Origin of the sequence: Micromonospora sp. WMMD714 (assembly GCF_029581315.1) — a bacterium.
Lineage (GTDB): Bacteria > Actinomycetota > Actinomycetes > Mycobacteriales > Micromonosporaceae > Micromonospora > Micromonospora rifamycinica.
In genome coordinates, this window is the sequence record NZ_CP120744.1 from 1,442,615 (window position 1) to 1,457,815 (window position 15,201).

The following is a 15,201-nucleotide window of genomic DNA, read 5'->3' on the forward strand; positions in this document are numbered from 1 at the left end:
GACGGTGGATGCGATTCCTCTGGTCCGACCGAGTCTGGGTGAGCAGGAGCTGGCCGCGGTCGCGCGGGTGTTCTCCTCGGGCTGGCCCGCCGGTCAGGGGCCGAGCGGCAAGGCGCTGGAGGCCGACCTCGCCACCCGTTACGGGGTGACCGACGCGGTCGCGGTCAGCAACTGCGGCGCCGCCCTGCACCTGGCCCTGCTCGCCCTCGGGGTCACGGCCGGCGACGAGGTCATCGTCGCCGACTACACCTTCCCCGCGCCCGCCCACGCGGTGCGCTACGTCGGCGCGACCCCGGTCTTCGCCGACGTGCGTCCCGACACCGGCACCGTCGACCCCCGGGCCGTCGCCGATCTGATCGGCCCCCGCACCGTCGGGGTCATCGCCGTGGACACCCTCGGCATGCCGGCGGACTACGACGAGCTGAACGCCCTCACCGACCGCTACGGGCTGTTCCTCGTCGAGGACGCCGCCTGCGCCATCGGCGCCACCTACCGGGGCCGGCCCGCCGGTGCCCTGGCCCCGGTGGCCTGCCTGTCCTTCCACGGCCGCAAGGGCATCACCAGCGGCGAGGGCGGCGCGCTGCTCACCACCGACCCCGCTCTCGCCGCCGACGCCCGGCTGCGCTCCTCCTTCGGCATCGGCAGCATCTTCGACCAGGCCCAGATCGTCGGCCTGCCGATCCCCGAGTTCACCGAGATCGGCTACAACTACAAGCTCTCCGACATCGCCGCGGCGATCCTCCAGGTGCAGCTCACCCGGGTGGAGGAGCTCCTCGACCGCCGCCGCGTCGTCGCCGCCCACTACGGCCAGCTCCTCGCCGACGAGGAACTCGTCACCCTGCCGGTGGTGCCCGACGACCGGACCCACGCCTGGCAGTCCTACCTGCTGACCCTGCACCCGGACGTCGACCGCGCCGCCATCGCCACCGAACTGCGCGCCCACGGCATCGGCTGCGGGCACGGCACCTGGGCCAGCCACCAGCAACCCGTCTACGACAGCAGCCAGCACTGCCCCGTCTCCGCCGACCTCGCCCGGCGCAACATCGCCATCCCGATGCACGCCGAACTCACCCCCGGCCAGGTCGAGCGGGTCGCGGAGACCCTGCGCACCGCCCTGCACTCGCACACCCGGGCGGGAGCGGCGTGACCGCGGACACGGAGCCGGTCGACGCCGTGCTCCGCCGGTTCCTCGCCGACCGCCGGGTGGAGGCCGAGGCGATCGGGCCGGGCTTCGCGACCGCGGTCGCCGAGCTGGAGCAGTTCGTGTTACGCGGCGGCAAGCGGATCCGGCCGACCTTCGCCTGGACGGGCTGGCTCGGCGCGGGCGGCGACGAGACCGGCCCCGACGCCGGGGCGGTCCGGCAGGCCTGCGCCGCGCTCGAACTGCTCCACGCGTCGGCCCTGATCCACGACGACATCATCGACGCCTCGCCGACCCGCCGTGGCCGCCCCGCCGCCCACGTGACCTTCGCCGACCAGCACCGGGACCGGTGCTGGTCGGGAAGCGCGGAGTCGTACGGCAGGGGCACCGCGATCCTGACCGGGGACCTGGCCCAGGGCTGGGCCGACGACCTGGTCCGGGGGGCCGGCCTCCCGGCGGACGCGTACCGGCGGGTCGGCCCGGTCTGGTCGGCCATGCGTACCGAGGTCCTGGCCGGGCAGCTGCTCGACCTGACCGCCGAGGCGAGCTGCGCCGAGGACGTCGACTCGGCGCTGCGCGTTGACCGGTACAAGACGGCGGCGTACACGGTGGAGCGCCCGCTGCACCTCGGCGCCGCCATCGCCGGCGCGGACGCGGATCTCGTCGCCGCCTACCGTGCGTTCGGCGTCGACGTCGGGATCGCCTTCCAGCTGCGCGACGACCTGCTGGGGGTGTTCGGTGACCCGGCGTTGACCGGCAAGCCGTCCGGCGACGACGTACGCGAGGGCAAGCGGACGGTGCTCTTCGCGACGGCGCTGCGCCACGCGGACGAGCGCGACCCGGACGCGGCGAAGTTCCTCCGGGCGAAGATCGGCACCGACGTCTCCGCCGACGAGCTGCACGCCATCCGGGACATCTTCACCGACGTAGGCGCGGTGGAGCACGTCGAACGGGACATCGTGCGCCGTACCGAACGGGCGTTGGCCGTGCTGGAGGCGAGCGGCGCGACGCCCCACGGCCGGCGGCAGCTCGCCACGATGGCGGTGAGCGCGACGCAACGCCGCTGGTGAGCAGCGCGCGGCGGCCGTGAACGCCCGGCGGGTCACCGCCACTCGCCCGGCGTCGGCGGCATCGGCGGTATCGGCGGTATCGGCGGCATCGGCGGTATCGGCGTCGGTGGTACGTCGTCGCCGGCCATCGTCGCCAGGCCGTGCAGCCGCCGGACCAGCCCGGCGGCCACCCGCCGCGGATCGGTGCCGGCCAGGAGCCGGGCCGCGACCGCCCCACGTAGTTCGCTGAGGAGATGTTCCCGCAGCTCATCGGGCATGTCGTCCACCGTCAGCGACCGCTGTAGGTCAGCGCGGCCCACAGCTCCGGCCCGGCCAGGTCGCTCGTGGTGACGGTGTTCCGGTGGGAGCCGGTCAGGGCCGCCGGGAGGACCCGGTCGGGGTCCAGCATCCACCGTTGCACCGCGGCGACCGCCGCCGCGGGTGGTCGGCGGTGCTCGACGAGCTGCAGATGGACCAGGAAGAGCGCGAGGGCGGCGACCGGCGTGGGTACCGCCCACCGCCAGCCGACCACCCCCACGAAACCGGCGTCGAGCAGGGCGGGACCGGGGCCGGCGGTGCTCTCCGCGAGCAGCAGCAGGCCGCCCGCGCCCCCGACGGTCGCCACGTCGAGCACCCCGCCGTCGGCCAGGTCGAGTTCCGTGCCCCGCAGTCCGCACGCCAGGTGCACCACCGACGCGGTGGTCACGTGTTTGCGGACGTCGTCCGGGGTGCCGGTGCCCGCCACCGGCTCCAGGGCACGACCGAGGCAGACCGACCGGGGGTAGCACAACCGGCGTACCGCCATCACCTCGGCCATCTCGTGGTCCCGGTCGCCCCGGGGATTGACCACGAACAGCGGCGCGTCCGCCACCGACGCGACCGACCGCGCGGCGAGCCGCACCACCTGCGCCCCGGACGAGACGTGCGAGACGACCGCCTCCTGGACCAGCCGGCGGCCGTCGCCGACGCGTACCGCGGGCAGCGCCAGCCGGTCCAGACCGCTGGTCGCCGCCAGCAGGAGGCTGCCCGGCGACCACCGTCGCATGACCGCCGCCCAGCCGGGGTCGTCCGAGGCCAGCGGATCGGTCACCGGGACGTTGGCGAGCACGTCGAGCCGATCGGTGGCCGGATCGAGACAGAGCACCCCGGCGCTCCGCCCCGCGTCGTCGGTCGGGTGCAGGTAGAGCAGGGCGACCGCGCCGATCTCCCGGACCGCGGCGGCGACGGTCGCCGGATCCGGCACCGCCGGCGGTGGTCCGACGGGGGGCGTGACCCCGGTGAGCACCGCGAGCAGGTCCAGGACGAGCGGGTCGACGGTAGGCGATCCGGGAGCGGCCGCGGCGGTCTCCAGGGCGTGGAAGGCCTCCCCGCCCCGCCCCTCCGCGAGCATCCACCCGGCGAACCGGGCCGCGTCACGGCGGTCCGACCCGGCACCCTCCAGCGCGTGCCGGCCGGCCTCCCGGCTGCACTCGTCGTCCCCGACGGCTCCGCGACTGCGGTACGCCTCGGCCAGCCGCCACCAGGTGCGGGTACGCAGGGCACCGTCGTCGAGCGTGCGGGTCGCCCCGGACAGCAGCGCGATCGCGGTGTCGAGGTCATCCGCCAGCCGCAGGTGGGCCGCGCCGAGAACCGCCGAGACCGGTGGCGAGGCCCGTCCCGGATCGGCGTCGAGCGCCGTACGCAGCGCCACCCGGTCGTCGTGGTGCAGTGCGGCGAGCAACCCACCGAGCCGGCCCAGGGCGGGGTCCACGGTGACCGGCCCACCGGCGTGCACCGCCGCCACCAGCCGGGCCTGCGTGACAGCGACGGCGAGCGGACCCCGGACGGGATGGTCGGTCGGCACCGCGGCGAGGGCGGCGGCCAGGGCGTCCGGCTCGACCGGGGCGCCGGCCCGGAGCGCGGTCACCGTCCGGCACAACTCGGCGAGCGCCGTCACCGTCGCCGGCCGGGACGGGATCCCCGCCGCGTACCCGGGGAGCACGTCGGCGATCCCGGCGACCGCCCCGGAGAGCGGTCGGGCGTCGTCCACCAGGCCGCCGACCGCCTCGACGACCACCGCCGCGGCCGGATGGTCCGGCGGGACGAGGGTCGCGGCGGTCCGCAGGTGTGCCGCGGCGGCACGGTAGGCCCCGCTGGTCGTCTCCTCGTCGTCGGCCCCCCAGCCGCTGCCGTCCCGGCGCTCCCGCAGGCACAGCCCGATCGCCGACAACAACTGGTCGATGCCACGCTCGGCCGGTTCGCCGTTCCCGTCGGCCGTGCCGTTCCCGTCGGCCGCGTCACCGCCGTCGGCGGCATCACCGCTGCCGGCCGGGCCGTCGGTCACGTCACCGTTGTCGGCGGCGGCCGCGTGGACCGCGGCCCCGACGAACGCGTCCAGGTCGCCGGCGGCCAGCGTCGACGGGTCGGTCGACAGGAGTGCGCGGGCCTGCTCCCAGCCGGGCGACCCGTCGCCGTCGGTCAGCGCCGCCAGCCGGTCCCGGGCCGCCCGGCGGGCCGAGTACCGCTCGGTCGCCACCGGCGCGTCCGGCGGTCGCACCGGTCGACGCGGCGGGACCGTCGGCGTGGGGTCCTCGTCGCCCTGCACGACGGCGACCGGGTAGTCGAGCGGATCGCCGGTGACCCACGTCGTCGACGGCAGGCCGTCGCGCTGCAACCGCTGCAACGTCGCCAACGCCGCCATCATCTTGCCGAGGTCGACACGGGTGGGGTCACCGCTGAGCAGCGGCTGGATCGACTCCGCGATGGTGAGCATGGTGCGGGCCATGGTGGTGACCGTGGTGCTCAGCGGTGGCCCGGCCAGGACCTCGCGGAGCAGCCGGGCCCCGATCACCCCGTCGTCCTGCGCGCCGGGCGACAGCCCGGTCAGGAAGCCGGCCCGTGCGCTGGCCGGACTGAGCGCCTCCATCGTCCGCTGGAGATGCAGCGTGGCGAGCGAGAGCCGCGCCATGCTGGCCGCCGTCGGCGGCAGGTCGGGAAAGGTGAGCGCCTCGCCGAGGACGAAGATCCCCGTCTCCCGGTCCTTCGTCGCGCCGCCGTGCGTGCTGTGCCGGGCGGCCAGGAACTGGCCGAGCCGGAAGGCCGCATCGCCGCGCGCCGGGTCGTCCGGATCGAGCAGCCGGTACACCTCGTCCCACACCTCGATCGCGGCGGACAGGTCACCGAGCGCCGCGGGCTGGCCCGGACCGATCCGCCAGTAGATCAGCTGGAGTTTCTGCCCGATCTGCACCAGCGTCGGCAGCCGCGCCCGATCGTCCAGCCGGGAGAGCCCGGCGCGGAGTGCGGCGATCTCGGCCCGGAGCTTGGCGACCTCGTCGTCCATGGCATTGCACCTCTCGGTCGGTCACTGTCCCCAGTGGGTGAATCCGGCCCAGGCCACCACCCGTGTGGGGTCGGTGTCGTCGAGCATCCGGCGCAGCGCGGGCGGCATGTGCCGGGGTGGTCGTCGCTGGTCGTCGAGCATCCACATCTGCGCCCGGCGCAGCGCGTCCCCGGGCGGGTGCCCCCCGGCCACCAGGAAGTGGTGGAACATGTACATCAGCAGGGAGGTCTCGCCGTCCGGGACGCTCCACTGGGTGGACAGCACCGATCGGGCGCCCGCCGCCAGGAACATCGTGCCGAGGCTGTAGGCCTCGTCGTAGCCGTGGATCGACCGGCCGGTGTGACAGGCCGCGAGCACCACCAGCCCGACGGGCCGCCGGTCGACCCCGGTCATGACCTCGACCAGCTCGTCCGCGGTCAGGTCACCGCCGGCCAGCAGCAGCCGCGAGGACGCGGTGGCGGGAGCCGTCTCCATCACGCCGTGCGAGGCGAGGTGCAACAGGCCGCCGGCCGGGGTGCCGTCAGCGCGCAGCCAGGACCGGACGTCGTCGGGGCTGCCCGCGCCGGAGGGGCTGACGGTGCCGTCCGGCCGCCGGCCGACGTAGGTGGCGCCGGGATAGAACATCTGGTGGATGCCGTACGCCTCCAGCCGCGCCGAACGCAGACCGCCCGCCCGGTCGCCGGTGTCCGGGTCGGCCAGCACCAGCCCGGTCCGGGCCGTCGGCGCCCGCTCGGCCATGGCGGTGTCGCACAGCATCCGGGCCGACGCGGCCTGGGACAGGGCGACCCGCTGCACCAGGTACGTCCCGTCGGGGGCGCGGGCCGCCTGCCACGGCACCCGGGCCAGGTCGCCCATGGGGACGAGCACGAGCCGGGGCACGCGCTCCGCGTCGAGGTACGGCCCGACCACCGGCCCCATCGCGGCCTTCCACGCCCATCCGCAGAGCGCGTCGAGCCGGTCGGCGAAGATGTCCGGGTCGATCGGCCCGACCTCCCGGGTGGTCGCCGGATCCCGGGTGGCCAGGGCGGTCAGGTACCGCTCGACGTCCGTGCCGGCACCGATGGAGAGCAGGGACAGCGGCAGGTACCGCGGCGGCCCCTCGACCGGGGCGATCACCGCCCAGCCCGGCGACGACGCGGTGGCGGGCACCAGGTAGACCAGCGCGTCCACCGCCAGCCGGCGCAACGCGCCCTGGATCTCGACGAGGTCGGGCGGGTCGAGCAGGCCGGAGTCCCGGGTCAGCGCCGCCAGGACCCGATCGCGCAGCCGGGGCGAAGGCTGTTCCGTGGCCCGCCACTCGTCGGCCAGGTCCCGGTGCCCGGCCTCGACGAGCCGGGTGTACGGGTCACGCCACGCCGTCGTGGCGAAGAGCAGCAGACCGCGCCCGGCGTCCAGCGCCCGGAGCGCGTCCGCGGGCTGGTGGTTGGCCAGACAGCCGTTGGCGATGCCGACGGCCGCCTCGACCGCCGCCCGGGCAGCGGCGCGGGCGGCGGCCGGCTCCGGCTGCCGTAACACCTGCCAGGCGTACCCGCGGAGCCCTTCGAGGGCGGCCCGCCGGGCCAGCGGCTCCCGCCCACGCCGGCGGAGCATCGCGGTGCGGAGTTCGTTGACGAGTGCCCAGGCCGGATGGGTCGCGTCGCCGGCCAGCGTGCGCGCCTCCTCCAGCACCGTGATCGCCTCGTCGACGTCGGCCAGCGTCCCGCGCATCTCCGCGCGACGGGCCAGCCCCAGCCCGAGCGAGGTCAGGCACATGACCCGGTACGGGTGGTGTCCGGGCAGCGACGCGACTACCGCCCGGAGATCGTCGAGCCCGGCCTCCACCCGCTCCGGGTCCGGCGCGTCGTCGGGGCGCACCGCCAGGCCACCCCGGACCATCAGGTGCAGCGCGTGGACCGTGTCGGACGCGTCCGGCCCGGGGTCCGGGAGCTGCGCCTCCGTGCCCGCGTACAGCGCGTCGAGCAGCGGCGCGACGTCGGCCAGCGCCGTACCCAGCGGGTCGCCCGGCGGCAACTCGCCGGCGCGGACCCGCAACGCGGCGAACAGCGCCCGCGCGGTCGCGGTGTCGCCCTCCTGATGGGCCTGTGCCGCCCGGAGGAGATCCGGCATCAGCGCGCGTGCCGGCTCGACGGCCGACGCCGCGCCCGGCACCGCCTCGGTCAGGTCGTCGAGGTTCGCCAGGGCCGCGCGCATCCCGCCGACATCGAGCATCGGGGAGGCGCGGAGGAGCCCCAGCGCCGACGCTGTGGCCTCGGCCAGCGCCCGGACCTGCCGGTCGTCGGCGAACTCCTCGGCCAGCCGCTCCAGCTCGGCCAGCGCACCGGGGACGTCGGTCACGGTCCAGTCGAGCGCCGCCTGCTGGATGGCGGCGATCCGGGTGATCGCCGCCCGCCGGCCGGGGGGTGACCTGTCCGGCTGTCCCATCCGTCCACCCCTTCCCTCGTCCCGACTCCTACCGTCCTGACGGACGGTTCCGGCGGCCCAGCAGCTCGACGACGGTCGTGGTGATGCTGGCCAGCCGCTCCGGATCGCCGACCAGGGCGGCGACCTGCTCCGCGTCCACCGGGTCGTGGCCCGGGTCGCGGTCCAGGCCGTACGAGGCCGGGATCGCGCCGAACACCACGCCCACCACCTCGGCGACCACCGTGTGGATCTCCTCCCCGGCCGCCACCCGACGTTCCATCAGGGTGATCGCCCGGTCGGCCAGCTCCAGCAGCAGCGCGTCGTCGATCTCGTGCCGGGGCACCAGGGCGAGCGGCTCCGGTTCGGCGTACCCGCCGGACGGGTCGCCCACCGGGGAGTGGACCGGGGCCTGCTTGTGGCCGAGCGGCCGTTCCACGTTCCGCTCGTACCAGGTGGCGCGACGCCGCATCGCGGTCAGGACGACCTCGATCTCGGCCGCGACCACCGCCTCACCGGCGGTGTGGTCCCCGGTGACGACGACCCGCCGCTCCGTCCAGGCGGTCAGCGGCCAGAGCCCGCCGCTGACCGTCGCCTCGACGCCGACCCAGTCGAGGACCGACTTGGCCAGCTCGACCAGCCAGGTGTTCCGGTCCAGCGCCTCGGCCAGCCAGTTCGGCACCCGGGGCCGCTGCGCCGCGCCGCGTCGTCCACGGCGACGGCGGTGGCCGTCCACGGTGGCCCGGGGCAGCTGCACGGTGAGCCAGCCCTCCAGGTTCGTGATCGGTCGTTCGGCCCGGACGAAGAGGTCGTCGAGCACCGCATCGAGGTCGTCGTGGAAGCGTTCCAGACAGTCGGGCTCCAGCCGGTGCAGCCCGGCGGCGCAGTGGTGGTGGCCGCGCTTGTGCTCGACCGGCCGGGTCACCCGCAGGTAGACCAGCGGCCAGGCGATCTCGCCCGCACCGGCCCGCAGCCACCGCCGCTCCTCGGCCGAGGCCTCCCGGAAGTGCCGGGCGAGCAGCCCCTGCCGGGCCAGTTCCCGGACGGTGTCCGCTGCGGATTGCTGCTGCTTCCTGGTACCGGCCACGGGAGATCCTCCGTACCTCGACGGGTGCGTCGATCGGCTGCGCACCGATCCGCTGTGCACCGATCGTCTGGGCCGGGAGCCGGCCGGCCGAGGTGCGCCGAAGGAGATACCGCGAAATACGTACGGGGCACGGCGGATACGTACGGGCCGGGCTCCCGTTCGGGAACCCGGCCCGTCTCCGTCCGGTCAGGACCGTCCGCCGTCCGGCCGGCAGGCCCGGTCGGCGCGGTGTCCGGTCAGGACATCTCGCTGGGCGGACGCGGCCCGCGGTCCAGGTCGAGCACCACACTGGAGCTGGCCGCGCCGTTGAGGAAGACGGTGACGGCGCGGCCGTCGGCGTCGTTCAGCTCCAGCGCGACGGACCTGCCGTTGAGCATCGCATCCTGCACCTGCAGGGCGATGGCCTCCGCGGTGGCGTCCGGGATCGTCCATTCCTCGTGCCCGATGACGAGTTTCTTGGCCATGCGCGTACTCCTCTGCGTGATAGCGGTCGGTGGACGGGGTGGTCGAGGGCGGTCGAGGGGTCAGCGGACCCGGTCGACCGCATAGGTGAGCGAGAAGTCCTGCGGGTGCCGCTCGTGCCGGCCGATCCCGAACTGTTCCTGGGCCAGCAGCGAGGTGCGGTACAGCCCGATGCTCGGCCCGACCAGGTCGGTCAGCAGCTCGTACGCCGTGTTGACCAGGACCGCGGCCGCGCCCAGCACCGCGACGGCGACGGCGGCCTGCGGTGCGGCCATCGCCAGCCCGGCCACCTGGACACCGGCGGACTGCACGGCCGGGCTGGTCAGCCTGTCCGCCAGCAACGCGCTCAGGTCACGGCTGCCGGTGGTGTCCCGGGTGACCCAGACCGCGACGTCCAGGAAGTCCACCGCCGGTCCGTGGTAGATCAGCACGTTCTCCAGCGGCAGCCGTTCGTGGTCGCGGATGTTGCTGAACCGCAGGGTCCGCGCCCAGTGCGCCGGCCGGTCGCCGGGGCCGCCGGTGAGCACGAGCGTGTCGACCCGGATGTCGGCGTCGCCGAACGCCCGGTTGCGGTGCACCACCAGGTCGGCGATGCGGACGGCGACCCTGGCCGGCGTCGCGCCGCGCGGGGCGAGCAGCCGGACCGGTTGCTCCGGCCGGTCGTCGACCAGGAAGGTCGCCCGCTCGGCGGTCGGCGGAGGGGTCGGGCTCACCATGAAGTCGATCGGCGCGACGGCGTACCGGACCCGGGTGGCGGGGGCGTCGCCGACCTCGCGGTACCCGCCGGTGGCGATCTGCGACAGCAGGCCCGCCAGCCCGAACCGGACGGTGGCCGGGGTGCCGGAGCCGCCGTCGCGGACGCCGTGCTGCCGCAGCACCGAGGTGTCCACCGGCCCGTCGCTGATCAGCGCCAGCACCGTCTCGGGTCGCGCGGTGGCGGTCTCGATGCCCTCCGGCCAGGTCAGGTCGACCCCGGTGAGTCGCTGGAGGTCCTCGTGCCAGCCGTAGGTGTAGGACCGGCCCGGGGCGAGCCGGACGCCACCCGGGTCGGAGTGGGTGAGCACCGACACCCGGGACGAGACGCCGATGTCGAGCAGGGACACGTACACCGGGTCGTCGCCCTCGTTGTGCACCCGGAAGTAGATGCGCTCGGCCGGGTACGCGAAGAGCAGCCCGCCGGAGAGCGGAAGAGGCTCCTCCCGCCCGTCGCGCACCCGCCCCCACTCGATCCGTACCGCGTGCGGCAGCGGCCGATCCGGGTCACCGGCCAGCCGGCGCAGCGCGGTGGCCTGGGCGATCCGTTGCAGGTTGGCGACGACCGCGTCGATGCCCGCCGCCGTGGCCGGGTAGGGCGGGTGCAGCGGCCCGGCGTCGTCCCGTACCGCCAGCCGGCCCCGCGCGTCGACGACGACCTCGACCGGGGCGACCGTGTCGGGGTCGGCCGGTCGCAGCATCGCCCGCGCGGCCACGGCGGCGCGCAGCAGCGCACCCGCCGGGTGGTCGACCGGCAGGCGCACCGGCATGGCGGGCGCGGCGGCGCGGGTGCGGTGTCCACGGGCGTCGGCGGGCACCGGCCGTCCGGGGTCGGCGGGCCGCAGCCGGGCGAGCGCGACGGTGGGCAGCAGACCCTCGACGGTGGCGGTGCCGACCGCCGGCCCGTCGCCCGGTCCGGCCGCGCCGCCCGGCATGATGGCGAACTCGTCACCCACCTCGACGCCGAGCAGTGGCGCACCCAGCAGGTGGATCCGGTCCGGTCCCTCGACCGAGACCGGCAGCGCGTCGAGCACGTCCAGCTCGGTGGTCTCGAACGGCTGGCGTCCGGACGGCCCCTCCACCTCGGGTCGCTGGACGGACGCGAACGTCTGCACCCGACGCCGGACCGTGTCCAGCAGCGTGGACCAGGTGACCCGCTGCCCCCGTGCCTCGCCGAGCGCCCGGGCCAGCGCGTCGGTGAACAGGCCCATCTGCGTGCCGTCGCGGTTGGCGGTCTCCCACGCCGACTCCGACGGCGCGCAGGCGACCACCCGCACCGCGTGCGGGTTGCCGACCGGGTGCCGGCGGTCGACCGGCAACCCGTTGGCGACCAGCGCCTGGACGTGCCGCTCGACGCCCTCGTACGTCGGCGTCCAGCGGGACGTCACCGTCCGCAGCAGCCCCTTCACCCGGTGACCGGGGTTCCGGGACATGTGCGCGGCGTGGCAGCAGTCCAGCACGACGGTGACGTTCGGGGTGTGGTCGGTCAGCCGGGCGAGCAGCACCGACAGCTCCACGTCGGTGATGCCGCGGAAGTCGTCGTCGTCCGAGTCGGTGTAGTCGTCCGGCACGATGAACTGCAGGTCCCGACCGTCCGGCACCACCAGCCGGCCACCGTGGCCGCTGTAGTACACGACCAGGGCGTCGTCCGGGCCGGCGTCGGCGACGAGCTTGTCGTACGCGTCGAGGATCCCGGCCCGGGTGGCGTACGGCGTCACCAGCCGCTGCACGGTGAAGTCCCGTGGCTCCAGGGCCTGCGCCATCGCCTCGACGTCGTTGAGCACACCGGCCAGTCCGTTGGTCTGCGCACCGATCAGAAGGGCTTTCCGCGTCATGCCCGGCACTGACGGACGGCTTCAGTCGAAGAAGCCCTCCCGGCGGGCCAGGGCGGTCGCCTCGGTGGCGCTGTGCACGCCCAGCTTCCGGTAGATCCTGGTGAGCTGGGTCTGCACGGTCCGCAGGCTCACGCCGCGCGCGTCGGCGATCCGGGCCGCGTCCTTCCCGTCGTACAGCATCCGCAGCACCTCGAACTCGGCCGGCGTCAGGCCGTACGGCAGCCGGGCCGGCACCGGTCGTTCGCCCAGGCTGAGGCCGATCTTCGGGGCGAGCTCCTCGATCCGTTCCGCCAGCGGCCGGGCACCCAGCGCCTGCGCGATCCGGTAGGCGTCGCGGGCCGGCTCCCGGGCGGCGGCCTTGTCGCCGGCCCCGTCGGCGGCCAGCGCCGCGAGGGACTGCCGCCACCGGGCGTACGCCGCCGGGTACGGCCGGTCCAGCTCGACCCAGCCGACGGCGACCCGCTTCCAGCCGAGGGCGCTGTCCGCCCGTGCGATGCGCTGCCGTTCCGCCGTGCACAGCGCGACGAGCTGCCGGAGTTCCGCCGTCAGTTGCCCGGCCGCCGTCGCCGACGAGCGGCGTACGACGTCCTTGGTCAGACCGGCGAGCCGGTCGCCGACGGCGCTCGCGCCCTGCGGGTCGGTGGCCGCCCGGTCGGCCGCACAGCGCATCCCCAGCGCGAACAACCGCAGCAGCTCCAGGGCGTTCTCTCCCCTGTGGACCGCCGCCACGCCACGGCTCACCTCGTCGGCGGCCCGGGCCAGGTCGCCCTCACCGAGGGCCAGCTCGGCCCGGACGGTGTGCAGCGGCCCGAGGAACCGTGGATCCTCACCGTGCTCCACGTTCTCGATCGAGGCGAGCAGTTGGTGTGCCTGGGCGAAGGCGCCCTGCGCCACCTTGATCTCGGCGAGCGTGAGACGCGGGTAGAGGCTCTCGGCGGGGGACCGGTCCAGGCTCGCCTCGGTGATGATCTTCTCGGCGTCCTCCCATTCGCCGAGCAGCACCAGCGCGGCACTGGAGTTGTTGGCCAGCAGGATGCCCTGCCGGCTGCCCGCCAGGTCGAGCCGGCGGGCCTCCTCCAGGCCCTCCCGGGTCACCGTGGCCGACTCGCGCAGCCGTCCGGCGTGCTCCAGGATCAGGCCGAGATTCGCGTACGCCCGCAGCAGGTCCTCGATGTGCTGGGCCGAGCGGGCGATCTCGAGTGACTGGCGCAGCCGGCGCTCGCCCTCCGGGTCGCCCAGCATGCCCAGCGCGAGGCCGGAGATGCCGAGCGCCCGGCCCCGCTCGGCCGTCGCCCCGACCTCGGTCGCCAGGGCGAGCGCCGCGTCCGCGGTGTCCCGCCCCTCCTGGTAGTGGCCCGCCTGGAGGTGGGACAGCGCGATCCCGGCCAGCACCCGCGCCTTCACCGCCGACGCCGGGCGCTCCGCCAGCAGCGTGGCCGCCTGCCGGAACGCCGCGCCGTACTCGGCGCGTCTGCCGGCCTCCCAGAGATAGGTGGCACGCCGCTCGTGCAGCTCACCCAGCCGGCCCCCCGGGTCACGCCCGTGGTCCGGTGCGTCGATCGCCCGCCCGACCAGTTCCAGCGCCCGGTCGAGGTGGCCGGACCAGCGGGCCGCCTCGGCCGCCTCGGCGAGCAGCTGCGGGTGCGTCACGCCGGCCCGGGACTGCGGGTCCTCGACCTGCCGCCACAGGCCCAACGCGCGCTCGAACTGCACCTGGGCCGAGGCGAACGCCAGGGTACGGGCCGCCACCTGCCCGGCCTGGACGGCGGACCCGAGCGCCTGCGGCCAGCTACCCGCCTGGTACCAATGGCCGGCCTGTTCCGCCACCGCCGACCCCTCGGACAGGCAGAGCCGGGAGTCGGCGGCCAACGCCTCGGCCATCGCGACGTGCAGGTCGACCCGGGTGTCCCGGACGGTCTGCTGGTATACCACCTCCCGCATCAACGCGTGCCGGAACCGGTACACGTCGTCCTCGTGCTCGGCCACCAGCATCTGCCGGTCGAAGCACTCCTGGAGCGCGTCCCGCAGTGTCCCGGCGGGCAGCCCGCTGACCGTGCGCAGCAGCCGTCGGCTCATCGCCCGGCCGGCCACCGCGGCCACCCGCAGCACCCTGAGCGCGTCCTCGCTCAGCTCGCTCAGCCGGGCGAGCATCACCGACCGGATGTCCGGCGGCAGCTCGACGTCCTCGTCCCGGTCGGTCAGCGCACCGGCGGCGAGCAGCTGCTCCGCGTAGAAGGGAATCCCGTCCGACCACCGCAGGCAGCGTGCCGCGAGTTTCGGGTCGACCCGGTCGGCCCCACCGGCGGCGAGGAGTTCGCGCATCTCGGCCAGGGTGAAAGGGGCCAGCTCGAACCGCTCGGTACGGCGCAGGAACGTGGTGCCGGCAAAGAGCTGCCAGAGCCGTTCACCGCGCGGAGGATTGGCCCGGTAACTGCCGACGAGCAGTAGTCGACGCCCCTCCGGGCGGGCCTGACCGAGGTGCCGCACCAGATCGAGTGTCGACGGATCGGCCCAGTGCAAATCTTCCAGGATAAGAACCACCGGCGCTTTGGAGCCAATTTCGTCAAGCATCCGACGCACCGCGAGGAAAACCTGCTGGGGCGCCCCCATCGAGTCGCTGCCCAGCTCGAAGAAAACTGTCAACTTCTGGTACGCCGAACCACCGAGTTCGGCGGCGCGTGCCTCACCGTGCTCCCGGCCGAACATCTCCAGCGCTTCGAGCAGCGGCCCGTACGGCGTGGGGCTGCCGAAGCGCTCCTCACAGGTGCCGGACAGGACGTGAGCGCCGGACCCGCGCGCCTGGAGCGCGAACTCACTCAGCAACCGGCTCTTGCCGACGCCGGGCTCGCCGCCGACCAGCACCGTCCGGGCCTTGCCGCGCCCGGCCTCCGCCAAGCGTCGCCGCAAAAGGCCCAGCTCGTCCGCACGGCCGACGAACACCGACTCCTCTGGCACCTGCACCACCTTTACCCGGCTCTACCGATTGCGGATGTCATCGCTGGTCCGCAAAGGCCCTGCCGACAATGCAGTCCCGCTTTCCCGCGATCGACGCGGGTGAAGCGCCCGAAGAGTCGGACCAACGAAGGTTACCCACCATGGCGCATGAAGTCGCATAACGTGAACGGCGCGAAAAGTCATTTCCCTTGGCGATCAGCCAG

At 74.8% G+C, this 15,201-nt stretch carries 9 protein-coding genes; 2 read left to right on the forward strand and 7 right to left on the reverse strand.

Going from position 1 to position 15,201, the window contains the following annotated elements:
- Nucleotides 1–4 precede the first annotated feature (4 nt).
- Nucleotides 5–1,147: a DegT/DnrJ/EryC1/StrS aminotransferase family protein gene (locus tag O7625_RS06525; RefSeq protein ID WP_282345045.1), complete on the forward strand. Its 1,143-nt coding sequence runs from the start codon at nt 5–7 to the stop codon at nt 1,145–1,147.
- Entirely contained in the window at nt 1,144–2,211 is a 1,068-nt protein-coding gene (locus tag O7625_RS06530; RefSeq protein WP_282345046.1) for a polyprenyl synthetase family protein, read from the forward strand. Before O7625_RS06525 ends, O7625_RS06530 begins: the two co-directional genes overlap by 4 nt.
- A 32-nt stretch (nt 2,212–2,243) precedes the next feature.
- Here the strand turns inward: O7625_RS06530 and O7625_RS06535 are convergent, their stop codons facing one another.
- The 7 genes from O7625_RS06535 to O7625_RS06565 form a co-directional block, all read right to left on the reverse strand.
- Nucleotides 2,244–2,468 carry a hypothetical protein gene (locus tag O7625_RS06535; RefSeq protein ID WP_282345047.1) on the reverse strand — a complete coding sequence of 75 codons (225 nt, stop codon included), beginning with the start codon at nt 2,466–2,468 and terminating at the stop codon, nt 2,244–2,246.
- A gap of 11 nt (nt 2,469–2,479) precedes the next feature.
- The gene (locus tag O7625_RS06540; protein ID WP_282345048.1) at nt 2,480–5,509 is read right to left on the reverse strand and encodes a CHAT domain-containing protein; all 3,030 of its coding nucleotides are present in this window, start codon (nt 5,507–5,509) and stop codon (nt 2,480–2,482) included.
- A 21-nt stretch (nt 5,510–5,530) separates the two neighbouring features.
- Entirely contained in the window at nt 5,531–7,930 is a 2,400-nt protein-coding gene (locus tag O7625_RS06545) for a CHAT domain-containing protein (RefSeq protein ID WP_282345049.1), read from the reverse strand.
- Nucleotides 7,931–7,958: 28 nt separating this feature from the next.
- Nucleotides 7,959–8,993, reverse strand: coding sequence for a hypothetical protein (locus O7625_RS06550; RefSeq protein ID WP_282345050.1), 1,035 nt, complete (start codon nt 8,991–8,993; stop codon nt 7,959–7,961).
- Nucleotides 8,994–9,229: 236 nt separating this feature from the next.
- Nucleotides 9,230–9,457 (reverse strand): hypothetical protein, encoded by a 228-nt coding sequence (locus O7625_RS06555; protein ID WP_282345051.1) that lies wholly within the window; start codon nt 9,455–9,457, stop codon nt 9,230–9,232.
- Between the two features lie 60 nt (nt 9,458–9,517).
- Nucleotides 9,518–12,043, reverse strand: coding sequence for a caspase family protein (locus O7625_RS06560; protein ID WP_282345052.1), 2,526 nt, complete (start codon nt 12,041–12,043; stop codon nt 9,518–9,520).
- A gap of 21 nt (nt 12,044–12,064) precedes the next feature.
- Nucleotides 12,065–14,998: an AAA family ATPase gene (locus O7625_RS06565; protein ID WP_282345053.1), complete on the reverse strand. Its 2,934-nt coding sequence runs from the start codon at nt 14,996–14,998 to the stop codon at nt 12,065–12,067.
- Nucleotides 14,999–15,201 lie beyond the last annotated feature (203 nt).